The 22,198-nt window shown below is 39.9% G+C and carries 28 protein-coding genes; 3 read left to right on the top strand and 25 right to left on the bottom strand.

What is annotated here, in order from left to right:
- Positions 1 to 188: 188 nt before the first annotated feature.
- From E3E24_RS07065 to E3E24_RS07000, 14 genes are all read right to left on the bottom strand, one after another.
- Positions 189 to 605 carry a type II toxin-antitoxin system VapC family toxin gene (locus E3E24_RS07065; RefSeq protein WP_167915767.1) on the bottom strand — a complete coding sequence of 139 codons (417 nt, stop codon included), beginning with the start codon at positions 603 to 605 and terminating at the stop codon, positions 189 to 191.
- Positions 602 to 832, bottom strand: a complete 231-nt coding sequence (locus E3E24_RS07060; protein WP_167915766.1) for an AbrB/MazE/SpoVT family DNA-binding domain-containing protein — start codon at positions 830 to 832, stop codon at positions 602 to 604. Before E3E24_RS07060 ends, E3E24_RS07065 begins: the two co-directional genes overlap by 4 nt.
- Before the next feature lie 371 nt (positions 833 to 1,203).
- A complete protein-coding gene (gene rfbD / locus E3E24_RS07055) occupies positions 1,204 to 2,055 on the bottom strand; it encodes a dTDP-4-dehydrorhamnose reductase (protein ID WP_167915765.1) in 852 nt (283 codons plus the stop codon).
- Positions 2,052 to 2,540, bottom strand: coding sequence for a type II toxin-antitoxin system VapC family toxin (locus E3E24_RS07050; RefSeq protein ID WP_240912231.1), 489 nt, complete (start codon positions 2,538 to 2,540; stop codon positions 2,052 to 2,054). Before E3E24_RS07050 ends, rfbD begins: the two co-directional genes overlap by 4 nt.
- Positions 2,521 to 2,718 carry a hypothetical protein gene (locus E3E24_RS07045; protein ID WP_167887321.1) on the bottom strand — a complete coding sequence of 66 codons (198 nt, stop codon included), beginning with the start codon at positions 2,716 to 2,718 and terminating at the stop codon, positions 2,521 to 2,523. Before E3E24_RS07045 ends, E3E24_RS07050 begins: the two co-directional genes overlap by 20 nt.
- Positions 2,719 to 2,824: 106 nt before the next feature.
- Positions 2,825 to 3,229 (bottom strand): type II toxin-antitoxin system VapC family toxin, encoded by a 405-nt coding sequence (locus tag E3E24_RS07040; protein ID WP_167915764.1) that lies wholly within the window; start codon positions 3,227 to 3,229, stop codon positions 2,825 to 2,827.
- The gene (locus E3E24_RS07035) at positions 3,216 to 3,437 is read right to left on the bottom strand and encodes a hypothetical protein (RefSeq protein ID WP_056934772.1); all 222 of its coding nucleotides are present in this window, start codon (positions 3,435 to 3,437) and stop codon (positions 3,216 to 3,218) included. The genes E3E24_RS07040 and E3E24_RS07035 overlap by 14 nt, the downstream gene beginning before the upstream one ends.
- Positions 3,438 to 3,491: 54 nt before the next feature.
- The gene (gene rfbC / locus E3E24_RS07030; RefSeq protein ID WP_167915763.1) at positions 3,492 to 4,049 is read right to left on the bottom strand and encodes a dTDP-4-dehydrorhamnose 3,5-epimerase; all 558 of its coding nucleotides are present in this window, start codon (positions 4,047 to 4,049) and stop codon (positions 3,492 to 3,494) included.
- Between the two features lie 39 nt (positions 4,050 to 4,088).
- The gene (locus E3E24_RS07025) at positions 4,089 to 4,265 is read right to left on the bottom strand and encodes a hypothetical protein (RefSeq protein ID WP_167915762.1); all 177 of its coding nucleotides are present in this window, start codon (positions 4,263 to 4,265) and stop codon (positions 4,089 to 4,091) included.
- 26 nt (positions 4,266 to 4,291) lie between these two features.
- Entirely contained in the window at positions 4,292 to 4,486 is a 195-nt protein-coding gene (locus tag E3E24_RS12870; protein ID WP_167915761.1) for an antitoxin family protein, read from the bottom strand.
- A gap of 50 nt (positions 4,487 to 4,536) precedes the next feature.
- Entirely contained in the window at positions 4,537 to 5,538 is a 1,002-nt protein-coding gene (rfbB, locus tag E3E24_RS07015; RefSeq protein WP_167915760.1) for a dTDP-glucose 4,6-dehydratase, read from the bottom strand.
- 9 nt (positions 5,539 to 5,547) lie between these two features.
- Positions 5,548 to 6,606 carry a glucose-1-phosphate thymidylyltransferase gene (locus E3E24_RS07010; RefSeq protein ID WP_167887327.1) on the bottom strand — a complete coding sequence of 353 codons (1,059 nt, stop codon included), beginning with the start codon at positions 6,604 to 6,606 and terminating at the stop codon, positions 5,548 to 5,550.
- Between the two features lie 43 nt (positions 6,607 to 6,649).
- The gene (locus E3E24_RS07005; RefSeq protein WP_167915759.1) at positions 6,650 to 8,971 is read right to left on the bottom strand and encodes an STT3 domain-containing protein; all 2,322 of its coding nucleotides are present in this window, start codon (positions 8,969 to 8,971) and stop codon (positions 6,650 to 6,652) included.
- Positions 8,972 to 9,235: 264 nt separating this feature from the next.
- Positions 9,236 to 10,612 carry an ATP-binding protein gene (locus E3E24_RS07000; RefSeq protein ID WP_167887329.1) on the bottom strand — a complete coding sequence of 459 codons (1,377 nt, stop codon included), beginning with the start codon at positions 10,610 to 10,612 and terminating at the stop codon, positions 9,236 to 9,238.
- A gap of 679 nt (positions 10,613 to 11,291) precedes the next feature.
- Between E3E24_RS07000 and E3E24_RS06995 the strand changes: the two genes are divergently transcribed.
- The 3 genes from E3E24_RS06995 to E3E24_RS12965 are packed head-to-tail and all read left to right on the top strand — an operon-like array spanning position 11,292 to position 12,848.
- Positions 11,292 to 12,065: a type IV toxin-antitoxin system AbiEi family antitoxin gene (locus tag E3E24_RS06995; protein ID WP_167887330.1), complete on the top strand. Its 774-nt coding sequence runs from the start codon at positions 11,292 to 11,294 to the stop codon at positions 12,063 to 12,065.
- Complete coding sequence (locus E3E24_RS12970) at positions 12,059 to 12,475, top strand: nucleotidyl transferase AbiEii/AbiGii toxin family protein (protein ID WP_255454060.1); 417 nt, start codon at positions 12,059 to 12,061, stop codon at positions 12,473 to 12,475. Before E3E24_RS06995 ends, E3E24_RS12970 begins: the two co-directional genes overlap by 7 nt.
- Entirely contained in the window at positions 12,468 to 12,848 is a 381-nt protein-coding gene (locus E3E24_RS12965) for a nucleotidyl transferase AbiEii/AbiGii toxin family protein (protein ID WP_255454059.1), read from the top strand. Before E3E24_RS12970 ends, E3E24_RS12965 begins: the two co-directional genes overlap by 8 nt.
- Positions 12,849 to 13,419: 571 nt before the next feature.
- On the opposite strand, the gene E3E24_RS06985 is transcribed toward E3E24_RS12965, so the two are convergent.
- The 11 genes from E3E24_RS06985 to E3E24_RS06935 form a co-directional block, all read right to left on the bottom strand.
- Positions 13,420 to 14,415 carry a sugar phosphate nucleotidyltransferase gene (locus E3E24_RS06985; protein WP_167886958.1) on the bottom strand — a complete coding sequence of 332 codons (996 nt, stop codon included), beginning with the start codon at positions 14,413 to 14,415 and terminating at the stop codon, positions 13,420 to 13,422.
- A 142-nt stretch (positions 14,416 to 14,557) separates the two neighbouring features.
- A complete protein-coding gene (locus E3E24_RS06980) occupies positions 14,558 to 15,883 on the bottom strand; it encodes an ATP-binding protein (protein WP_167886959.1) in 1,326 nt (441 codons plus the stop codon).
- Positions 15,884 to 16,018: 135 nt separating this feature from the next.
- Positions 16,019 to 16,759 carry a sulfite exporter TauE/SafE family protein gene (locus E3E24_RS06975; RefSeq protein ID WP_167886960.1) on the bottom strand — a complete coding sequence of 247 codons (741 nt, stop codon included), beginning with the start codon at positions 16,757 to 16,759 and terminating at the stop codon, positions 16,019 to 16,021.
- A 10-nt stretch (positions 16,760 to 16,769) separates the two neighbouring features.
- Positions 16,770 to 17,294, bottom strand: a complete 525-nt coding sequence (cysC, locus tag E3E24_RS06970; RefSeq protein WP_167886961.1) for an adenylyl-sulfate kinase — start codon at positions 17,292 to 17,294, stop codon at positions 16,770 to 16,772.
- A 10-nt stretch (positions 17,295 to 17,304) separates the two neighbouring features.
- Complete coding sequence (locus E3E24_RS06965) at positions 17,305 to 17,520, bottom strand: DUF2283 domain-containing protein (RefSeq protein ID WP_167886962.1); 216 nt, start codon at positions 17,518 to 17,520, stop codon at positions 17,305 to 17,307.
- 5 nt (positions 17,521 to 17,525) lie between these two features.
- Positions 17,526 to 17,774: a DUF4258 domain-containing protein gene (locus E3E24_RS06960; protein ID WP_167886963.1), complete on the bottom strand. Its 249-nt coding sequence runs from the start codon at positions 17,772 to 17,774 to the stop codon at positions 17,526 to 17,528.
- The gene (locus tag E3E24_RS06955) at positions 17,771 to 19,186 is read right to left on the bottom strand and encodes an alkaline phosphatase family protein (RefSeq protein ID WP_167886964.1); all 1,416 of its coding nucleotides are present in this window, start codon (positions 19,184 to 19,186) and stop codon (positions 17,771 to 17,773) included. Before E3E24_RS06955 ends, E3E24_RS06960 begins: the two co-directional genes overlap by 4 nt.
- Positions 19,187 to 19,191: 5 nt before the next feature.
- Positions 19,192 to 20,115, bottom strand: coding sequence for a DHH family phosphoesterase (locus E3E24_RS06950; protein ID WP_167886965.1), 924 nt, complete (start codon positions 20,113 to 20,115; stop codon positions 19,192 to 19,194).
- A gap of 5 nt (positions 20,116 to 20,120) precedes the next feature.
- Positions 20,121 to 21,260 (bottom strand): sulfate adenylyltransferase, encoded by a 1,140-nt coding sequence (gene sat, locus E3E24_RS06945; RefSeq protein ID WP_167915758.1) that lies wholly within the window; start codon positions 21,258 to 21,260, stop codon positions 20,121 to 20,123.
- Between the two features lie 30 nt (positions 21,261 to 21,290).
- A complete protein-coding gene (locus E3E24_RS06940; protein ID WP_042682552.1) occupies positions 21,291 to 21,521 on the bottom strand; it encodes a ribbon-helix-helix domain-containing protein in 231 nt (76 codons plus the stop codon).
- 151 nt (positions 21,522 to 21,672) lie between these two features.
- The gene (locus E3E24_RS06935) at positions 21,673 to 22,134 is read right to left on the bottom strand and encodes a hypothetical protein (protein ID WP_167886967.1); all 462 of its coding nucleotides are present in this window, start codon (positions 22,132 to 22,134) and stop codon (positions 21,673 to 21,675) included.
- Positions 22,135 to 22,198 lie beyond the last annotated feature (64 nt).

Here is a 22,198-nt window from a genome sequence, read left to right as displayed (position 1 = left end):
ACACTTTTGGTTTTCTGGACAGATTTTGCGGAGCTTGACTTGCTTCACTCATAAGGTTCACCTTTTTTGCATCTTTTGCATCATTCTTGCTTCATTTTTGCATCATTTGAATCACACATTTTACTCCTCTTTTGCCTTTTCCAACTCTCATCAAAATACCCTTCTCAACAAGCTCGCTTAAATCTCTTCTACTCTTGGATCACCTCAACGTTTAAGTTCTGAAAATGTCTGTCAAACGTGTATATTTCTTTAATGTTGAGTTCTTTCATTTTGAGATAAGCTAGGGCGTCATTTACACTTATTCCTTTTTCTTTAGAAAACAGAACTGCTTTCAAATATTCCTCCACAGATACAGGGAGAATTTTAACATTTTCAGCGAGGAGTAGGTTTTCTAGAAATCTTACCGCAGTTGTGAGATTTACCTTTGCCTCCAGGATGTTTGCAATCTCACCTAAGTGTATCAATGTTGTCACAACATCCTCTCCATCTTCGACCCTTAGAAGGATCTTTTTGGCTTTTTCTTTCTTGTTAAGAATGTCCTTACTTGTGTTCCCTTTTGGCTTTATCATTGCATAAAGAAAAACATTGCTGTCAATGAATCTCATTCATAGCCCCCCGCAAGTTCTTTCAAAAGTTCTTTTTCAACATCTTTCCCAATATTTTCCACTTCGATTATATCGAAGAACTCTGAAAGTTTTGGCCTCCTCCTTGGTAAAATCTCTATCCTATCCTCGAATTCAATTAGAATTACCTCATTACCCCACCTTTTCCGCCACTCTTTTGGTAAAACAATTCTACCCTGACTATCAATCCGCTTGACTTCCATGCTCATAATAATATCACCATGTTAGGATAATGCAACCATATTAATAAGCATTGTGGGAGCTAACTTGCTCCATTCATAGGCTTCACATTTAACTTATTCAGCCGTTAATAATTTCCTCAAGCTCCTTCAGCCGTCTCTCAAAGAGTTTCTCCTCAAAGCTTTCAGCTCTTGCAAGAAAATCAATATCAATTGAGGAGATGTCGCTCTGGTCTGCTCCTGAAGAGTGAGGCTTTCAAAATAAAAATGTCAAACTTTCTTCCTCCAAAGTTAAAGACCTCACGCATCTCACAGCATCCATATAATACGTGCAGCGCGAAGCACCGAGATAAAGAAATAAAAACGGGGTTTAAGGGGCAGATCATTTCGTCCAAAGACATCTAGAGATATCCTTTCTCCTCTAAATACTCTTCTAAAGCCCCCTCCCAACGTTTCATTTTGAGCCCAATTTTTTCCAGCTTTTCATTCTTCAATGCTGAAAACCTCGGCCTCTTTGCCAGTCTCTTCAGCTCACTTGATTTTATTGGCTTCACTTCAACCTCCCATCCTAAAATCTCAAATATTGCTCTTGTAAATTCATACCAAGAGCAGTAGCCTTCATTGGCCATGTGATAGACTCCAAACTCTGGCTTAAGCTCCAAGAACTTCTTCAATGTTCTGGCAACATCCTTAGTATAAGTTGGGCTCATAAATTGATCATCCACAATTTTAAGCTCTTCTCCGCGCTTCGCCTTCTCGATGACCCACTCGACAAAGTTTCCTCCTTTCCCGCTCGCTCCGGCTTTTCCATAAAGACTGGCAACCCTGATGATATAGTACTTTTTAGAATAATTCCTCGTAAAGATTTCCCCGACATATTTGCTGAGCCCATAAACATTCAGCGGATTTGGAACATCTTCCTCAGTATAAGGCTCTCCCTTAGTTCCGTCAAAAACGTAATCTGTGCTGATGTAAACATTAACAGCATCAATTTCATTAGCAATTTTTGCAACGTTTAAAGCTCCAATTGCATTAACTTGAAACGCTTTCTCTGGATAAAGTTCGGCATCGTCAACCCTAACATACGCAGCGGTATTAATTATAACATCGGGCTTAAGCTCTTTCAAAATCCTTAAGCTCTCAAAGTCTGTAACATCTAAATCTTTATGAGTCAAAGGAATTGCTTCTTCCCCAAAGACTTCAACTAAATCCGTTCCCAACTGGCCGTTTGCCCCAATTACTGCAACTTTCATTTTGAGTCACCAGATTTGATAATTTCATCCAGCTTTTCTTTGCTTTCAATTAGTATAATTCCTTCCCTTCTACACGCATCTCTAAAGTCACTGTCAAATGATATCAAATACTTAATCCCATAAAACTTGCAGGTAGCTAAAATTATAGCATCGTTGGGCAGAATACCGTAAATATCCATTAATGTCACTGCATCTTCTCCAATAAGCACATTATCTGGAAGATACAAAAACTTGCCGAGAACTGCATAAAGCGGGCTTTTATCAACGTTTTTAACGAGTTCCGGTTTGTGCTTCAAAGTGTAGCTTTTCTCACCAGTTTCATCCTTCAAATATCTTATTGAAACTTCAGTTAAAACAATTCCATTTATGAAAATCTCACCAGCATTTTCTGCAATCTCTATTATTTCTCTCGCGTTCTCATCTCCATAAAAATAATTCAGTATAACATTGCTGTCAATGAAGAACCTAAACTTCCCACTCGTCATAAATATCAGCCTCAATTTCATCAACGCTTTTCCTTTTTCCCTTTAAAATCCCAAATGTACTCCTAAAATCAGCCCTTGAAAGCCTTTTCATAATTAACCTTGCCTCTCTCTCAAGGAAGGACTTAACAACATCCTCCATACCATCCGGAACGTTGAGAGTAATTACGACCTTACCCATACTCTCACCTCCACAAGTATTAACATCTGAGGAGATAAAAAGTTTTATGAGTTTATGAGAGAGTTTCTCCACCATTTCCCAATTATCCCTTAACCACAAGATACTGCTATTCTACATATTCTGCTTTGATTCCAAGCTTTTTTGCAATTTTCCACTGTTTTTCATCACTTGTTAAAAGACTGCCATATTTCTTTGCCTGAGCTAAATAGAGCGCATCATAAATTGGAATCTTCCCACCAATTGCTATCTTCACGGCATCTCCAAGGTAATCTTCAAATGGCTCAAAAATTACAACATCCTCTTTGAGCTTTTTCAAGGCTTCAAACATTATTCCAACTTCTTTGTTCGATATTACCTTGTACAGCACATGATGCTTCCAGATGGCGTTTGAGACTTCAGCTAAAGCCAATGTTAGAGAATATGAATCATCCAGTAGGTATTCTCTAACCCTTTTCCAGTTCTCTTCTCTTAGGATATATTTAGCGAGAGAGGATGCATCAATTACTATCACGGTCCTCCCTCACGTACTTTCTCGCAGTTCCCTTTTCGGTTTTTGGTAAGTTTGCAAGCATCATGTCAATTTCCTCCAAGGCCTTCTTTTTCCTGTATTCCCTAACTTTGGCTTCAATAAATTTCCTAATTTCCTCACTCCAATTAATGTCAACATCTTTCATCTTCTTCTTAAGCTCATGAGGAATCCTAAAGCTGACAACTTCCATATACGACACCCGAATACACTATCGTATTACAAATATATAAATATTTTGAGTCACCTAAAACAGCTCATCCCTCTCAATTAACTCCCTCAAAGTTGGCCATCTCTGGTCTTTCGGGGAAACTATTGGATTTTCAACTGGCCAGTGAATATTCACATCGGGATCATTCCAGATTAAGCCCCCTTCATAATCTGGAGCATAAACGTTATCCACCTTATAAACCACTTCGGCAACATCACTTAGCACAACAAACCCGTGAGCAAAGCCCCTAGGAATGTAAAGCTGGTATTTATTGAACTCTGAAAGAATAACGCCAACATATTTCCCAAAGGTTGGTGAATTTTTCCTTAAATCGACGGCAACATCATAGATAACTCCCCTTATACAGCGAACAATCTTTGCCTGAGCATAAGGCTCCTTCTGAAAGTGCAAACCTCTAAGAACACCATACTTAGACTTTGAGTGGTTATCCTGAACAAATTCTCCCTTTATTCCAGCTTTTTCAAAGTCAGGCTTTTTGTAAGTCTCCATAAAGAAGCCTCTCTCATCCTCAAAGACCCTAGGCTTAATTAAAATCACATCTGGAATTTCCAACCTTTTGAACTCGAATGGCATTTTTATCACCAACTTCTTAACTTCAATGGATAATCAAGACTAAAGTGTCAACAAGCAAAAATCTCTGAGCTTGAACTTTTTCCTAAATCCTTCGGCTTCCTTTTTGACTTCATCTAAATCTACCGCATTAAGGAGCTTATTTAACTTCTCCACTGCTTTAACGGCTTCAATGCACTCTTTTATTTTCTTTCTGTTCGTTTTCCTCCCCTTTTTCAATGTCTACCATTTCATGGAGCTTAGATTTAAGGCTTAGATTGTATTTGGGCCTCATCTTCTAGTTCTTTTAATTCTTTTACAGAAGCTTTTCCGAATGCTCCATAATACTTAGATACATCTAACTCAATTCTAATTTTGACTTTTTGGCCATCTTTTAGCTTTACTTTTTTTAGAGGCTTAAAGACGCCATTTTCATAAACAGCCTCAACAATGATGAGCACTTCTCTCACCGTACATATCTTAGTTAAGATCTTACATTTAAATTTCTCAATTACCACCTCAGCTTCCACGGCGTTGGATGGAGAACTTTTTCATTAACTAAAGGCTTCCACCACCACTCATTGCTGAGATACCACTCAACAGTCTTTTTGATTCCTTCCCTGAACTTGTGCTTTGGTTTCCAGCCAAGCTGTTCCCTAATCTTAGTTGAATCAAGGCTATAGCGTATATCGTGGCCGGGTCTGTCTTCAACGAACTCAATTAAATCCTCATCCTTGCCCATAAGCCTTAAGATGGTTTTCACGACCTCAAGGTTGGTCTTCTCTTCTCCAGCTGAAATGTTGTAAACTTCTCTCTTTTCACCTTTCTCCAAGACGAGCTCAACTGCCTCGCAGTGATCCAGAACGTAGAGCCAGTCCCTAACGTTTTGGCCTGTGCCATAGATGGGAACCTTGAGATTCATACTCGCCCTTATTATAGTCTTTGGAATGAGTTTTTCAGGGAACTGATAAGGGCCGTAGTTGTTGGTGCATCTCGTTATTGAAGCATTCAGATTGTAAGTCCTTGCGTAGCCCAAAACTAACATATCACCTGCAGCTTTGCTTGCCGAATATGGTGAAGAAGGCATTAATCTATCCTCTTCAGTGAAGGAACCTTCCTCTATATCTCCGTAGACTTCGTCTGTCGAGACAAAAACGGCTTTTATCTCTGGATTTTCTTTCCTTATGGCTTCCAGAATGGTGTACACACCAAGAACGTTGCTCTCAATAAATGCATATGGGTTTGAAATGCTCCTGTCGACATGTGATTCGGCTGCGAAGTTCACAACAGCGTCAACCTTCTTTATAAGCCCTTTAACAAGCTCAAAATCGTTTATATCTCCTTTAATGAATGTATACCTTTCATCGTCTTCGATATCTTTCAAATTTGCCAAGTTTGAACCGTAGCCAAGCTTATCTAGATTTATCACTTCCCAGTCTTTGTGCTTTTCTAAAATGTAATGTATGAAATTGCTCCCAATGAATCCTGCACCACCAGTTACTAATATTTTCATGCTTTCACCTCAAAGCGTCAATTGTGAATTGTCTCCAATTATTAATCTTCTTCCAATTGGGTGATTGTTCTGCTCTAAAATCTTCACATTTCTCCCGATTAAGCTTTCAACTATTCTACCACCACATCTAATTTCACTTCCTTCTAAGATTACTGAATCTTCAATCTCAGTATTTTCAATAACACAGTTATTTCCAATGCTCGTGTAGGGCCCAATGTAGGCATTTCTAATCTTACAGTTCTTTCCAATTATTGCTGGGCCTTTGATGACAGTATTTTCATCAATTTCAGTTCCTTCCTCAATGACTACTCTTCCAATAATTTTTGCTTTGGTTTCTACTCTTATGTCCCTCTCAATGTCGTCCAAAATCAATCTGTTTGCATCTAAGATGTCCTCTGGCTTTCCTGTATCTTTCCACCAGCCGGTGACCTTTGTCCAGCCAACTTTATAGCCGTGATCAATAAGCCACTGAATTGCATCAGTGATTTCAAGCTCTCCACGCCAAGATGGCTTTAAATGCTTCACTGCTTCATGAATAATTGGTTTGAAGAAATATATCCCCACCAAAGCCAAATTACTTGGTGGAACTTTTGGCTTTTCAATCAAGCGTTTTATTGTCTTTCCATCTTCACTCAGCTCAGCCACTCCAAATCTCTGGGGATTATCAACCTCACAGAGCAAAATGCTTGCATCAAAGTTTCCTTTCTTAAAGTGCTCTAAATGCCTTACAATACCTTCCCTGAGAATGTTGTCGCCAAGATACATCACAAAATCATCGTCACCCAGATAATCCCTTGCAACTTTTATTGCATGAGCTAATCCAAGGGGATCTCCTTGATAAATGAATTCAATGTTAGCGTCCCAGTCAACACTCATAACAGTCTTCTTAACCTGCTCAGCGTTTGGCCCAACAATAATCCCAATGTCGTGGATTCCTGCCTCAATAACGTCTTCAATTGCATAAAACAAAACCGGTTTGTTTGCAACTGGAATTAATTGTTTCTGCTGGGAATATGTTAAAGGTCTAAGTCTGGTCCCATGACCACCCGAAAGGATTAACGCCTTCATCTCTAACCCACCGTATTATATTTTTAACAAAACATTAAAAGCTTCACTCTTTTCTAAACACTCCTCTATCAACAATTTTCTTTCCTTCAGCGTAGGCATACCTTATCACAGTTCCATTAACTTGATCCTTCGGCAGTATGAACTCTGTCTTACCTTTTACTGGATACCATTTTTCAAAGACTTTTGTTCCATTCTCTAAATATCCAAAAACACCTAAACCAGTTCCAATGGCGTTTTCAAACTTGAATATTATCTCATTCTCCGTCTGCTCAACTGCAACATTAGGATGCTTGAACTTGAATACCTTGATATAGCCGCCATCAGAATATACCAGCTGGTAATCTCCTGAATATTCATTTGTGAACATAAGCTTGGCTAAAGTAGTGTTGAATGTTTTTTCGCTCATTAAGACGGCATAGCCATAGTTCAAATTCAAATAAACATAGGCATCAGCAGTGTTTTTTGCTGTGGTATTGAGCTTTGTAATACTACCCCTATACTCCAAGAAAGCCTCTTTAGGAGAAAACACTGCAGTTCCAGTGTTAATTAATATGCTCCACTCTTTTCCAGGCCTTGCTGTTATGGTATACTGCCCTTGCTGGAATATCAACGCTCCAACTTTTGAAACCAACGGTAAAATCATAAGGAAATGACCTTCTTTTAAAACATTAGCCGTATCCAAAATTGCCCCGAACTTAATGGCAGTGTCGTAGGATACAATAACATAGTCAACTCCACGAGCCATCAATTGATTTGCATTAACTTTCCCAAGATAATACAAAGCAACCCATTTGCTTGGCCCTCCTTGAGCAATGGGAGACCTTCTTGCATAATAAGTTACCCAGTGTCCATAATCCCACCAGGCTAAAACAACATCATTTTCATTAGAGTTGTCCTTCAGCCAAGTTAAAGCCTGAACCCAGTGGTCATTTATCAGCGGCTTTTCCGCGTAAACTCTCTCAAATCCCAAACCAGCACTTATTATAGGTACCACAACAAGCAGAGATAATGAAAGGGCTAATACCTTCCTATCATCTAATTTTGACTTTAATATGGGATAAAGATTATCATGAAGAGAAATCAACCCAAGCCCGGCCATAGCTGCTATAGCAAGGGAGCCTATGAACAAAAACCTTGTCCAAGTATACAACATATAGAGGCTTGGAGCAATGACACCCAAGAGAACAAAATCAGAAAGCTTAACTCTCTTTGGAATAAAGCGGAGGACAAACAACGGACACAAAAACACCAAAATATTATAAGCTGCCCAAAGGTCGCTAAATGTTGAATGCTGAGTCTCAAGAATAGGTGCTTCTCTAAGAATTCCAAATCCGGAGGAGAGCTCTTTAAGCGCCTCAAACCTCATGAAGAGCACAAAGACTCCAATGATCGAAAGTATGATCACTATCAGAGCCCTCTGCTTTTTCTCCTTTACAATTCTTGAAAGCGAAAACAATGCAAAAATTCCAGCAAGAGCTAAAGGAACAAGGTATTTAAGATGAACTGCAAGATAAACATCTTTAATTGCACCCAATTCTATTCCAAGGTTTTCTGCAGTTTTTTTAGCCAGCCATCTATTTCCCCCAAGCATTCCATATCCAAAATATCCACCCAAATAATTGGCTAGAAGAGCTCCAAAAGCCGTTGAAAGGGTCAAAACTGCAGAGTCAAGCAAATATTTATCCTTTCCCAGAATAAAAGCCCCAAAAGCCAAAAGAACAGCGTTTCCAAGAAGAAACACAAAAATTGGATAATACGCCTGCCAGAATATTGCAGCCAAGCCACTAGCAAAAGTGGGAATCAAGTAAAAAGCAAATCTCTTATATCTCCACCCTTCTATGTTCGCATACTTTATTGCCAAAGAAACTCCAAATAAAGCAACTGAATACCAGAAGAGCATGTAGTTATCTCCCCTATAGTAGTTTGCCATTGACCTGAAAACGTGTCCAAACATTATAGACAAAAACAATGCTGAAAAGAAAGCCTCTCTTTTCCCATAGAAATTGAGCATAGCCAGATAAAAGAAAACTATCGTTAGAACTCCAAAAATTACTGGAGTTATTCTGAACGCATCATAGAGGGAGACTCCGAAAATCTTCAAAATTTTATAAACATCAGCAGGAACCATCCATAATCCCAATGGATGAAAGTTTTTAATTAAAAAGCCCCAAGGCCCGCCTGCAATCGTCAAAAAATTGATCCACTCTCCGGCTTTCAAGCTCTCCTCAATGTAAGCCAAATGAAAGTAGGGATCATAACCAAAAAGATACTTGTATCTCAATGGAATCACTCTAAACACTACAGCAATTAATGTTATCAAGGGCAGTGCAATCTTTGGCTCAAATATCTTATCGAGTTTTTTCATAAAGTACCACCTTGGGATTATCGCTGTAATACCAATTGCTGTTTTAAATAAGCAACTTGCTCCTAAAAATGTTATCCTAAATAGTTCTTAACGTATTGTACGACATATCTGACCTCCTTCCCTGAAGGGTGAGGCTTTCAAAAGAGAAATGTAAATCCAAGGAAGCGTATTACTCTTTTTGCAGAGATCCAAAAGACAACAAATTTCTGGAGATTGTCTAAATTAGCTTATACCCCTTTCTCCTCATGTTCGAAGTGGACCCGTTCAGAGTTTTCTTATCTTGAAATTCAAATTCTCGAAGTCCTCCAAATCCCACAGGAGCCAGCCCTCACCTGTGATGGCTTCCTTACCTTTAATGCCCTTCGCTATCAACCCGTAATACTTCTGCCAGTTTTCTAACCCAACAAGCCCACTTTTACGCTCTAAATCTTTTAAAACTCCCCTCGCCTCTTTCTCGCTCAACTCCTTCCACTTTACCTCCACCAGCAGAGCCTTATTTTCCCTTTTGTCCAGTGCAACGAGATCAATTTCCTCATTTTTATGCCACCACTTTCCGATCTTCGTAAATTTAAACGGCAACCTCCCATGCTTATTAAGTTCTATTAAAAACTCTTTGGCTGCTTTTTCGAAGGTCTTTCCAAGGTAAGTGTTAAAGTTCCTCAGGAAATCCTGAATTGCTGGCTCAGGGTTGAGGGAGTCTATCTCCTCATAATGCGGACTGACGAAGCGGTGGTAAAAACGGAAGTACTCATCTTCTATAACATAAATCCCTCTCTTGGCTTTCCTCTCTGTTATTGGAACCTCCCGCCTCACAATTCCAAGATTTGAGAGCACCCTAAGATATGCAGATAGGTCTTTGGCCTCCATCCCAACGTACTGAGCGATCTCGTTAAGCCGGGTTTTTCCCATGGCTATGGCCTCGATAATCTGCATATATCTGGTTGGATTCCTCAGTTCCTCCATGAGGAGAAGCCTCGCCTCGTTGAAAAGAAATGCACTCGGGTCAAAGAAGTTGTTGATAATCTCATCATCGCTCCCCGTTTTGAAGAATTCCATGTATTTAGGAATCCCCCACGTGACCCCATAGAGTCTTAAAAGCCTCTCAAAGTCCTTTCCAAACCATTCGACCATATCGAAGAAGCGGAATGGTTTGACCTTCAGAACCCCACTTGCTCGCCCATAGAGAGGGCTCTTGTAGCTGAGAACCTCACGCTCCATCATTCCAACGCTCGAACCGCAGAGGATAATTGTGATCTCTGAACCCTCAAGCACTATATCCACCACCTCCTGAAACTCGGATGTAACACCCTTGTCTGCCTCTATTAAGTAAGGGAACTCATCAAGAATCACCAAAAGCCTCCCCTGTCCCCTTAGGAACTTAAATGCATCCCTAAAGCTTTCGAATCTTACCGGAGCACCAATAAAAGAACTTATCTCGTGAGAAAATCTCTCGAGGTCTTTCTCATATCCCCTCTGGGAGCAGAGAAAATATATGCCCCTTTTGTTCTCCAAGAATTTCCTCAAAAGGGCAGTCTTTCCCACCCTTCTTCTCCCGTAAACCACAAAAAGTCGAAAGCCTCCCCTCCACGCTCTCTCTAGGACTTCGAGCTCTCTCCTCCGGTTTACAAATTTTCGAATCATGATTATAATAAATATGACTCGAATATTTAAATATTTTGGTTTTAGCAAGCATAAACAAAAGAAAGAAATGATGTCCGGATAAAACATATATTGCGGCGCGAAGCGCCGAGATAAAAAGAATAAAACATGGTTTAAGGGATGAAGCCCCTTTGCCTAAATATCAATCTTGCTTGCCTCGCTCATCGGACTTAATTATGATGGCTTTGAGAGCTTTGATTTCTAGCTTCCTCTTCGTCCTAAAGGATAGACTTTAGAATATATTAATAGGAGTCAACAACGAAGGAACAATTGTTGGTTGCAACCCTAAAAGAGATCTTGAGATGATTTCATCCACAATCCAAGGAATAACTCCTCCAGTAAAACTGACCTTTTCTCTGTACCAAAGGGGAGGCTTTCGGAAGAAAAATGTAAGGCCTAATTCGTTTTATTGAATTTAGCAAAGAAAACTAAAGCAAAAACACCATGCCATAGGATTTAACTAAAATTGAATCTCAAAAATATACACCAAAGTTATCAAAATCGTTAACTGTGGATGATTAATAAGGATCTAAGTTCAATGAGCATCCTACAATAAAATTCACAATAAAATTCCTGGACATAAACTTCTATTCCTTGCGAAATGTTTATATTCAAAAAGTCTCATAATTAGGTAAGAGTATTTACCTGATGGTGAGAAAATATGAATAAAATGGAAGTCCTGACAAGGCTCTTAGAGCTCGGAGAAGCATTCACAATTCAAGAAGCAATTGATCATCTAAAAATTAACCGGAACTTAATGAAGTATTATCTCAAAGTTCTCTCTGAAGCAGGCTTCATAAAAAGGATTGGCAAGGGTATTTACGCCATAACACTAGATCCCAACGAACCACCTTCAGTTCACGAATTTGTGCTCGCTTCCCTCTTCGTAAAGCCAAGTGCCATAGCCTACTGGAGTGCTCTAAATTATTACGGCTTAACGGAACAAATCCCCAACATCACCTTTGTCCAAACACCAAGAAAGAGGGGTTATGAGAAAATCGTTAAATTCAACAACAGGAAGTTCAAAATAGTGACAGTGAAGCCCAGCAAGTTCTTTGGCTTGAATACAGTAAAGATTGGAAGAAGGAAAGTTAATATCACAGACCCAGAGAAAACCATAGTGGATTGCTTAGACAAGCCCAGATATTGCGGCGGAATAATTGAGGTCGTGAAGGCATTAAAGAACGCGAGCTTTAATCAGAAAAAGCTCTTAGAGTATGCTCAAAAAATGGAAAACAAGACAATCCTAAAGAGGCTGGGTTATATTAGTGAACGACTGGGTTTAGGGCTGGAGGAAAAAATTCAACTTTCAGATAAAGATAGGAAGAGTTTTTCACTCCTTGATCCAACGATGCCCGCCAGGGGAAAGTTTGACTACAAATGGGGGCTTCTGGTAAACGTTCCTGAAGACTACTGGGAGGAGTTGGAATGGTGATTGATGAAATCAAAAGGAAAAGCTTTGAATTAGGTTTACCAATCTCAACAATTTGGAGGAGCGGACTCTGGAAGAACCTGGCGTTCAAAGGCGGAACGTGTCTGAAGAAAGCTTATTTTAGAGATTATCGCTTTTCTGAGGATTTGGACTACACTTTAATTGAAGAAGTTAACGCGTATAAGCTTAGGGAGAGACTGGAGAGAATGTTGGAGTTCGCAAACACTGGTCCAGTGGAGTTTTTAGAATTAGAATTTGAGCCCCGGTATGAAGTCAGAAGCTTTGAGGGAAAACTGCTGGGATTTGAAATCAAGATTCCGTTCAGACTTGTCAGAAAAACAGGAACTCCTTCAAAGATAAAGATTGGATATAACATTAGAAAAGTACGAGAAGATTGTACTCCCGTTGCATGAGAAGAAGTTGCTTCATGAATATTCCGATGCGGACAGGTTTTCGCTCGTGAGGCTGAAATCCTACAGTTTGGAGGAAATCTTTGTCGAAAAAGTTCGCTCGCTCTTCCAAAGGACAAGACCAAGGGATCTGTATGATGTGTGGAAATTAAAGGATACCATCGAATTAGAGACTGCTCTTAGCATTCTTCCCGAAAAGTTCAGACTTAAGAATGTCCAGTTTGAGTTGGAAATCTTTAAAGAACGCAGAATCTATTATGAGAGAGCTTGGGAGAGAAGCTTAGCCCATCAAATAAATCCACTCCCAGAATTTGAAAAAGTTTGGAATGGAGTTCTGAAATTCTTGAAAGAACTAACGGAGAGTGCTAACTTATGAAAATCAGAACCGTTGTAGTTCTATTTGATCTTTTTCCACTCTAGGGGGCAAGGTTTTAGAAAGAAATGCAAAAGACGCCTATTCTGCAGATATAAGTCCTCACCTAGTAGAAAATTTGAAAAACATCTATGGATAAACTCTCTTCCTCTGACCTCCTCCCCGCCCTAAAGGACGAGGCTTTCAAGTGGTAAAAATAGGAAGTCAAAGGCTGAAGATTGCGTTCCAAATAATTAGTGCTCTAACAATCCCAAAGTTGTTGAGCAGGGTACTTTAACCTTGATAAAACTAAAATTTTTTGGTTTAATCTTTTATTAATTTCAAATTAAAATTTGCTCTAGATAAAAAACTATAAAATAGAAAGGTTTATATAAGTTAAGTATGAGTATATAGTGAGGGGTGCTATATAGGAAGAGGACTGAAGCGAAAGCTTCACCTCGACTCAAAGTTTGTATCTGAAATATAAACCCCACAACTTGCCCAGAGTTGTGAGGTTCGTATTAATGGATGTAAGCTTTGCCTCAAGGTGGAACTCCGCTAGAGACCAACTCCTATATGACATCCCTCACTATTCTTAATCTCCTCTCTGTATCTTCGCATGCCCACCAACTAAGCTCTTCTTAAGCTCCAAATTCCTAATCTCACACTTCTCATCAATAATCGAACGCCAAATCGTTGAATTCCTTATTATTGTGTCCTTAAAGATTATCGAATCACTTATATCAGAGTTCTCTATCATACAGTTCTCACCAATGTATGCATAAGGCCCAATAATTGATCTTCCAAGAATCTTCGCACCCCTTTTTATTACAACAGGAGGAATGATCTTCGCATAAGGACTAATCTGAATCTCCTCAATCTGGCTCTCCTTTAAAAGAGTCTTCAAAGCTTCTAAATAGCTGTCCGCAGAACCTATATCGTACCAGTAGTCATCAAATTTATACGCATGAATCTCAATTCCTTTCTTGAGAAGCCACTGAATAAAATATCCCGGCGAGTCTCTATTACCCTCCTCCAAGTATTGAGGAATCATCTCCATAACTTCCCTTGGAAACACATAGACTCCAGTACTTATCCAAGTTGACTTCGGCTTTGCAGGCTTCTCTTCAAAATCAATTACCTTATTACCTTCAAGGAGAACAACCCCATACCTCTTTGCGAGCTCAAAATCACCGACATCATAAACAGCGATGAGCGTATTTCCATCGAATCTATCCAAAAAATCCCTCAAGCTGAAAGAGAACAAATTATCCCCAGCGATGACTAGGTAATCATCCAAGCCAAGCCTTTCAAGAGCCTCATTTAAAGCCCCAATCGTGCCGAGCTTCTCCTCCTCATGGAGAGTGTCCTCAATTAAAAGCTCAACATCTTTATCTTTGCTCCACTCCTCAAAGTACTTCGCAAAAAATCGGTTCGTTGAAACATAGACCTTCAAATCAAGCTCTTTCGTTTTTTCAATGATATAGTCAAGAATCACTTTGTCCCCAACGGGAAGTAAAGCTTTTGGGTTATCTTTTGTGATAGGCCATAGGCGAGTAGCGTAACCACCTGCCATAATCAAAACCTTCATATTACCACCAAGATATGGAGTAAAGAATGAGATATTTAAGCATTTTTCTCTTTATGCTACTATGTTGAATAATTGCACTATTTAGCGGCGCGAAGCGCTGAGATAAAGAAATAAAAAAGAGGTCTAAGGGGCTTCGCCCCTTTTATTCCAACAGCAAGAACTTCCACAATGGGATGTATCTTATACGTTTTCCTTTAATTTCCTCTAATCCTTCATAGGCTGATGTTATTATCACTCCCTCCTCCAGTGAAAACTCTTCCATAGCCTCTAGCAAACCTTTAACTTCCCTATCCCTACTTTCACTTAAATCCCAGCTCACTTGAATTGCTTTTGTTACCTCCAAGCCTTTTTTAATTAAAAAATCGACTTCTCTATCTCCTTTATAATAAAACACATTCTCTTTTCCGAATCTTTTTATTAAATGCAGTGCCACAATATTCTCAGCTAACCGTCCAATATTCTTAGAAAACCTGAGTGTTACAGCATTTATGATACCAGTATCAACCACATAGAGTTTCCTCGGGTGCCGTTTAATATCACTAACCTTATATGAAAGCGGTGGAATTCTAAAGATCAAATAGCTCCCCTCCAGTGCTTCTAAAACTTCTATCACAAAATTTGGAGAAACTTTTCTCTTTACAATCCCAGCAACTTCATTCCTAAGAGAACTTCCACTTACAAGCGAAGCGAACCTGTTCACTGCTAATTCCGCAATCAGCTTCACAGTATTTAACTCTTTAAATCCATAACGAAAAGCGACATCCCGGATAACTATTCCCTCAAAAAGTTCTTTCAAAATTTCCCTTTTCAAATATTCATCCTCGACCAGCACAACTTGTGGAAAACCACCAAATTCCATATACTCAGCCAAAAGACGCTCAATTTTTATTTTATTTGCAACGATTTCTGCAAAGCTTCTCAAATTTAACCCCCTAAAACTTAAAAACTCCCTGAAGGTTAAAGGAAAAACTTCCAAAGTTAAGCTCCTCCCTGTCAACACTCTAGAAACTTCAGTTTTAAGCAAAGAAGACGTTGAGCCAGTTACAATTACTTTAACATTCTCCTTTTCAGCTATGCTCCTGACCCATCGTTCCCAATTTGGAAGGTTTTGCACCTCATCTAAAACTATAAGGGAAAAATCTTCGTCATTGATGTGGATCTTATACGCCCTATAAATTTCATCAAGGAGCTCCAAGCTAAGGTATGCGTGGAACTTAGGATCTTCGAGGTTCACATACAGGGTTTGTTTAGGATTCAACCCTTGTGATATTTTCCTTTTTAAAAACTGTCTCGCCAAAAATGTCTTTCCAGCTCTCCTTGGACCTATAATTGCTATTATAAAATTCCCAGCCCTACAAAAAGTTTCAATCTTTTCCAGATATTCTTCTCTTTCAATACCAGTTTCCTGAGGTTTCCCCCAAAAATTATAAGGGACTAATGCCTCCAATATCTCTTCATCCCTCAGCATTTTATATCCCCAATAATATAAATCATCACACTTTTTATATTTTTTGGAATATATGTTGCGGCGCGAAGCGCCGAGATAAAAGAATAAAAACGGGGTCTAAGGGGCGAAGCCCCTTAACTCATAATTGAGAACAACTCAAGCCACCCTCTGAATGAGTATCAAGAGTCCAATAACCAAAATTATCACGTTAATAACCCTCTTCAACCTATCCCTATCTGCTTTCGTATTTACATGAGTCCCCAAATACACACCCGGTAAAGTGCCAGCAATCAAAACCAAAGCCAAACGATAATCTATGCTCCCTAGAAATGCATAGTTCAAAGCACTGAAAGCTGACAAACCTAAGCCATAAAATATCGTAACACCAACAACTTCTCTCGGGCTGAGCTTAGCTAAATTCATTAATGCAAAGCTCACTATGACTCCAGCACCAACTGAAGTGAACTGAACAGTTAAGCCGACAATGAATCCTAAAAGATACAAATACTCTCTCCTAGGTCTTATGGGAACGTGAATTTCTCCCTTAATTAAGCTGAGGAAAGAACTAAGGACAAGAATTGCACCTAGTAATAAGGTAAGATAATTATTAAGCGTGCTTTTATCAATAACCCTAAGCAGAACAGATCCGAGTAAAATTGCGGGTAAACTTCCCGCAAAAAGCCTCAAAGACAAATCGAACCTAATGCTTCCCTTCTTATGATGGAAGAACACACCAAAAATTCTCGTAACAGTTGCATATAAAAGGTCAGTCCCAACAGCTGTCAGAGGCTCAACTCCCAAGAAAATAAGCGAAGGAGTCATCAAAGCTCCTCCACCAATACCAGTTAGTCCAACCAAAAATCCAACTAGAAAGCCGAGAAAAATAAAAGAGAGCATGGAGCTCACCTTAAGGCAGATAGCCTAATTCCCTAGCCTTCCTCAGCACTGCTTCAGCCTCTTCCTCGGGGGTCATCTTTGAGCTGTCAACCTTAACCTCTGGATTCTCCGGTTCCTCATAAACTCCATCGTAACCAGTCAATCCCTTTATTTCACCGCGCATGGCTTTCTTGTACAGCCCCTTTGGATCCCTCTGAATCCTAACCTCTAAAGGTGCATATACATAAACCTCAATAAAGCGGCCAATTTCCTTTCTTGCATATTCTCTAACAGCCCTATAAGGAGAGATTAGAGAAACTATTGCTATGACCCCATTCCTTGACAAGAGTTTGGCCATGTAGATCACTATTCTATTGTGCATCTCCCTCGCTTCTTTGGAAAAGCCAAGCTCGGGGTAGAGAGTTTTCCTTATGACATCTCCATCAAGAATTTCAACTTTATATCCAAGCTCTTTGAGCTTCTTCTTTAAAGCATGAGCTAACACTGTTTTTCCAGCACCGCTCGGACCGGTGAGCCAGATTGTAAAGCCCTCCATAACATTTCACCTAAGGAGCGGCTTGTTCTTCTATTTTTATGGTGATCTCGCTCAGGGGTTTCGATTTAATTCTCACCGATGCGTTAATTATCTCTATACCTACGATTTCTCCATGCTCTCCGTAGTCTATGATAATCCCCTCATCGACTTCCACTGTATCCGCTATCTTTGTATCTGAAAACTTGATGTACATAACATCATACTTTGGATCATATGAAATTTTCATTTGCATCACCTCAAGTATTTATCAACTTTCGAAGTTATATAGACTGTTATCACAATGATGCTATCTTCGTGCTCTTCGTAAATGACTCTGATCAATTTTCCATCTATAACCTTCTGAGCGACCTTCCTCCCAAAATACCCCTCTCCAACTTTGTCCGGGTTGGCCAAAGCCTCAACCACAAGCTCTTTTGAAATTCCTCTCTCCTTCATTCTTTCCAGTGCATGAGGGATAAAGACTATGTTTTCTTTGTTCATACAACACTCCTCCCCCTGAGAGGCTTTTTCATTCCAAAGAGCTTGAGCACAGTTGGGGCAAAGTCGTAGATTGTGAGCTGTGTTCTCTTTTCGCTTTCCATTCCAGGCAGATAGAGAGAGAAAACTCCATACTCGGCATGAACTGCATCATCCGGCCCTAAATCATTCTCCAACAGATAGGGACTCTCATAGCCGAGAGTTCCAGCAGCACGCCAGTTCAAATCATCCAAGTAAACCATCATGTCTGGCTTATCACCTTTGGCAACTGGATAAATTTCTTCAGGATAGAACACCTTCGTGTCCCACTTTTCTCCGTTTGGTCCTCTTATGCTCTTTATCAGCTCAGCAACTTCATCCCTAACCTGGTGATACTTTTCGGGCTCAATGATTCCTTGAGGCTCTCTTCCCTTCACGTTGAGGAAAACTCTGGAGTAATAGCCGCCCCAGGCCCAAGCTATTGTTCTGCTCCAGTCAACTTTGAGCTCGTTAAATCTGACCTGCCTTCCTTCCTTCAAAATCTCTGGATTCTTAATCTTCAGCAGTCCCTCTTCAATGAGCCACTGGTTGATTGCAAAAGCTCCCTTCATTGCCTTTATTCCGTGGTCTGAAACGATTATTACAGCCGTCTCATCCAAGTCCAAAAGCTTCAAAGTCTTTCCAATTTCTTTGTCAAGGAGCTTATAATAATCGGGAATAACGTTCTTGTAGGGGTTGTCGTCGCCAGGATAGAGGTGATGGTTCTCATCGAAGTACTTCCAGAATGCGTGGTGGACTCTATCAAGGCCAATTTCAACGAACTCAAAGTAGTCCCAGTCCTTCTCTTGAATGAGGTATCTAATCACTTCAAACCGCTTTTCTGTCATCTCCCAGAGCTGCTCTTTAACCTCATCCCTGTTCTCTTTCCTAAAGACAACATCAAATATATATTCCCCAACTAAGCGTTCAATCTCTCCCTTAAGCTCCTTTGGATACGTATAATCAACGGAAGCATCTGGTGTAATGAAACATGAGACAAGCCAGCCGTTGATTGGCTTTGGAGGATAGCTCGGCGGAACTCCAACCAAAACCGATTTTTTACCTTTTTCAGCTATGTAATGCCAGACAGCTGGTTCTTTCACCATTAAGCTGTGGGCAATCCAGATGTCATTGTAAGTTCCCTTTTTCCTATGCCTAAAACCATACAAACCGAGCTCACCAGGAGTTTTCCCAGTTGCCATTACCATCCAAGCTGGGATTGTAATGGCTGGAATTGTGCTCTGCATCGGACCGTAAATTGACCTCTCCACCAGCCACTTTATGTTAGGCAAATCATCCAAAAACCTATCAAACAAAAGCTCAGGAGGAGCGGAGTCAAGACCAATCACAAAGACCTTCTTAACGTTCTCTAAATATTCTCTAATTTCCTCATTCATTCTGATCACCTCAGATGAGCGTTAATTATCTCTAAAACTTCATCAGCTTTGGATTTTTCACATATACAGCCTAAAACTTCCCTCTTTCCACCAGCATTGAAGCCTTTTTCCTTGAGGAGTGAAATTATTTTCCCCATGTCTACTTTATCAGCAAGCTCAGGTGAAATTCTAAAGTATATCTGAGCTTTTCCATGAAAGTCTCTGTTCACAACCACTGCTCCTTTATATCCAAGCTCCCAGACCGCTTTCCTTGCGACTTTGGAGATCACATTGAAAGGACTCTCAAAAGTTATGAAGGCAAATCCATCTCTAAGCTCTAAACTACCAATTGCATCATTTATTGTCTTTTCAATCGCCTCAGCTTTCTTAACCCAAGGCTCATATTCCAAAAGCTCTCTTAGGTTATGTGTTAGGAGAACCTTCACGGCTTTTTCCACACCCTCCCTATCCATAACCACATAGTTTGAATCAATGAGCTGAACCAGTCTAAGGGCCTCCTCCGTGTTTATCGTTAAGAGCTCTCTAACCTTGGGAATTTCAAGTGCTTTCTTGCCTATGTCGCCCAAAGCTCCCAAAGCAGTCCATTCATTCCAGATACCAAAATATTGGGAAACAACGAAAGAGGCTGAGGGAACATATTCCCCATTCAAAGCTGGGTTTATCTGCTTAACTTTTGGATTTTGAATTCTTGGCTGTATGTGGTGATCGATGAAGATTGTCTCCTTGCTGATTCCTTCAACTTCACTAGGCAGATTTAGATCGAGCACGTAAATCTTGTCAGCTTTCTCAATTGCATTTCTGATTCTTTCATCAAATCTGAATTCTCCAATGGGGAGAGTTAAATTTTCAAATTCCTCTAAGCTAAGAGCTTTAGCAACTAAAGCTGCTGATGTTATGCCGTCGGTGTCCCAGTGGTGGATTATTAACATTTAGATCACTCCACGAATGGATTTTCAAAGCCCCTTATCACTTCATAAACTTCTGGTCTCATCATATATTCAGGAGGCTTTTCACCACTCATTATCATCTTCCTAAGCTTTGTTCCACTTATCCTCACGTGGAACTCTTCGCTGTGGGGGCATATCTTAGCGTTGACCATTCCGCCACATCTTTTGCAGTAAAAAGCTTCTCTGATGAACATTGGAGTTATGCCTAAATCCGGAAACTCATCGAACAGGTCCCATGCCTCATAAGGTCCGTAGTAGTCACCAACACCTGCATGGTCTCTTCCAACTATGAAGTGAGTTGCACCAAAGTTCTTCCTCATGATTGCATGGTGTATTGCTTCTCTTGGCCCAGCATAGCGCATTTCATATCTGACAGTTGCGAGTGTAGCAGCATCCTTTGGATAGTAGTGCTTGAATAGAACTTCATAGGCTTTGATGATTACCTCATCCTTGTAATCCCCTCTCTTCTTCTTTCCTAAGACGGGATTTATGAAGAGACCATCAACGAAAGTCAATGCAGCTTTTTGAACGTATTCATGTCCCATATGAGGAACGTTTCTCGTCTGGAAGGCAACTATCGTCTTCCATCCCCTCTCCTTGAATAAAACTCTCGTCTCAACTGGTCTGAGAGTGTATTTGGCAAAAGGATTAGGTAACTCGTTCAAAAGCTCAATCTCACCACCGACCAAATATTCACCCATTGCATAGACTTTAGCGACGCCAGGATGATTAGGATCAGTCGTCTTGAAAACCTTCTGAGCGAATTCTTTCTTATCATAAGTGTAGATTTCCTCAACATGCATCCTCGCTATAGGCAAATCATCATAGTAAAGCAGAATCGCATCTCCCTCTTCAAATTCGGGCTTTTCTACGTCAAGAACAATTGGAATTGTCCATGGGGTATCATCACTCAGTCTCATATGGTCTAAAACAGATTGAAAATCATCACTTGTTAAAAATCCCTTGAGGGGCGAGTAAACACCGTGAGCTATGTTCTCAAGATCAATTGCCCTTCCATGATCAATTTCAGCCCTTGGGTACTCTTTCTGCTCGCTTAGAATTCTCTCTCTTGTCTTTGGAGCAGCTATTCTCCTAACTAATTTTCCACCATGTGGCTTAGAAACCATTCTAATCACCCAAATAAAAATTAACAGAAGTCAGTCAAGGTATCCAAGAGCCCTAAGTCTTTCCTTAACTTTCTCCTCTTCCTCTTCGCTGAAGACTTCCTCTTTCTCTTCCTCCTCTAAGCTTGCCAATACCTCCCTCAGAACATAAGTAACGTAGTCAGAGACTGATGTAAAGCCTGTTCCCTCAATCCTCTTCTTTATCTTCTCATAGAGGGGCTTTGGAATTGAAACTGTTGTGTATTTCCTTTCATCCTCCGTCATTCAAACCACCTCCAGCTTTAATGATATTTAATTACATTTAATTAAGCACTGCGGAGAATATATAAACTTTTTGCTCATTTAAGAAGTAACAATCAAGACATCAAAATAGCGTAAAAGCTAACTGACCTAAAACTCGATTGTGATAATCAACTTATCCTTCCCTCCACTCATCCCAAACATCAGCCATTTCACGCAACAGCTCACTAAATTTCTTTGTGGTTCTATAGTAATTTCCTGATTTGTATATCATTCGGGCATTTTGGAGCGTTTTTATAACAATATTATAGTTAGTCTTCGCAGTCCCAAAAGGAACACCCAATTCTTTCGCTTTCTTTCCAATCCTCTTATGAATCTCCGTTCTGGGCAAACGCTTTCTGACTAGTATAATGTAATAAGCGATAAGTTCCTTATTGCCGAGATATTCCAAAATAAATCCTAACCACTCTTCTGCTCGAAATCCCTTTTTCTTCTCATCCTCATGAATACGCATCAGCAGAAGTAGAGCCAGCTTCTGCCTTTCTAAGTTGTTGGGAAACAACAACTTCAGAAGCTCTTTCAAATCTTTTGGTTTTTTCTTAGGAATAATAATTTTAGCTGGTGGAATATATGGCATTGCTTTCACCTCTTGATACATATTGGTTTACTTGATTTACAACATGTAACCGATGATTACTAAC

The sequence above is a fragment of the Thermococcus sp. LS2 genome (assembly GCF_012027375.1).
Lineage (GTDB): Archaea > Methanobacteriota_B > Thermococci > Thermococcales > Thermococcaceae > Thermococcus_B.
Note: the sequence above shows the minus strand (reverse complement) of the source record. Positions and strands in the feature narration are given on the sequence as shown.

Bases quoted from the DNA above. Each gene is read 5' to 3' on its own strand.
- E3E24_RS07065 (WP_167915767.1), bottom strand. From the start codon at position 605: ATGAGATTCATTGACAGCAATGTTTTTCTTTATGCAATGATAAAGCCA.
- E3E24_RS07060 (WP_167915766.1), bottom strand. From the start codon at position 832: ATGAGCATGGAAGTCAAGCGGATTGATAGTCAGGGTAGAATTGTTTTA.
- rfbD (WP_167915765.1), bottom strand. From the start codon at position 2,055: ATGAAAGTTGCAGTAATTGGGGCAAACGGCCAGTTGGGAACGGATTTA.
- E3E24_RS07050 (WP_240912231.1), bottom strand. From the start codon at position 2,540: ATGACGAGTGGGAAGTTTAGGTTCTTCATTGACAGCAATGTTATACTG.
- E3E24_RS07045 (WP_167887321.1), bottom strand. From the start codon at position 2,718: ATGGGTAAGGTCGTAATTACTCTCAACGTTCCGGATGGTATGGAGGAT.
- E3E24_RS07035 (WP_056934772.1), bottom strand. From the start codon at position 3,437: ATGGAAGTTGTCAGCTTTAGGATTCCTCATGAGCTTAAGAAGAAGATG.
- rfbC (WP_167915763.1), bottom strand. From the start codon at position 4,049: ATGCCATTCGAGTTCAAAAGGTTGGAAATTCCAGATGTGATTTTAATT.
- rfbB (WP_167915760.1), bottom strand. From the start codon at position 5,538: ATGAAAATATTAGTAACTGGTGGTGCAGGATTCATTGGGAGCAATTTC.
- E3E24_RS07010 (WP_167887327.1), bottom strand. From the start codon at position 6,606: ATGAAGGCGTTAATCCTTTCGGGTGGTCATGGGACCAGACTTAGACCT.
- E3E24_RS07005 (WP_167915759.1), bottom strand. From the start codon at position 8,971: ATGAAAAAACTCGATAAGATATTTGAGCCAAAGATTGCACTGCCCTTG.
- E3E24_RS07000 (WP_167887329.1), bottom strand. From the start codon at position 10,612: ATGATTCGAAAATTTGTAAACCGGAGGAGAGAGCTCGAAGTCCTAGAG.
- E3E24_RS06995 (WP_167887330.1), top strand. From the start codon at position 11,292: ATGAATAAAATGGAAGTCCTGACAAGGCTCTTAGAGCTCGGAGAAGCA.
- E3E24_RS12970 (WP_255454060.1), top strand. From the start codon at position 12,059: ATGGTGATTGATGAAATCAAAAGGAAAAGCTTTGAATTAGGTTTACCA.
- E3E24_RS06985 (WP_167886958.1), bottom strand. From the start codon at position 14,415: ATGAAGGTTTTGATTATGGCAGGTGGTTACGCTACTCGCCTATGGCCT.
- E3E24_RS06980 (WP_167886959.1), bottom strand. From the start codon at position 15,883: ATGCTGAGGGATGAAGAGATATTGGAGGCATTAGTCCCTTATAATTTT.
- E3E24_RS06975 (WP_167886960.1), bottom strand. From the start codon at position 16,759: ATGCTCTCTTTTATTTTTCTCGGCTTTCTAGTTGGATTTTTGGTTGGA.
- cysC (WP_167886961.1), bottom strand. From the start codon at position 17,294: ATGGAGGGCTTTACAATCTGGCTCACCGGTCCGAGCGGTGCTGGAAAA.
- E3E24_RS06965 (WP_167886962.1), bottom strand. From the start codon at position 17,520: ATGAAAATTTCATATGATCCAAAGTATGATGTTATGTACATCAAGTTT.
- E3E24_RS06960 (WP_167886963.1), bottom strand. From the start codon at position 17,774: ATGAACAAAGAAAACATAGTCTTTATCCCTCATGCACTGGAAAGAATG.
- E3E24_RS06955 (WP_167886964.1), bottom strand. From the start codon at position 19,186: ATGAATGAGGAAATTAGAGAATATTTAGAGAACGTTAAGAAGGTCTTT.
- E3E24_RS06950 (WP_167886965.1), bottom strand. From the start codon at position 20,115: ATGTTAATAATCCACCACTGGGACACCGACGGCATAACATCAGCAGCT.
- sat (WP_167915758.1), bottom strand. From the start codon at position 21,260: ATGGTTTCTAAGCCACATGGTGGAAAATTAGTTAGGAGAATAGCTGCT.
- E3E24_RS06940 (WP_042682552.1), bottom strand. From the start codon at position 21,521: ATGACGGAGGATGAAAGGAAATACACAACAGTTTCAATTCCAAAGCCC.
- E3E24_RS06935 (WP_167886967.1), bottom strand. From the start codon at position 22,134: ATGCCATATATTCCACCAGCTAAAATTATTATTCCTAAGAAAAAACCA.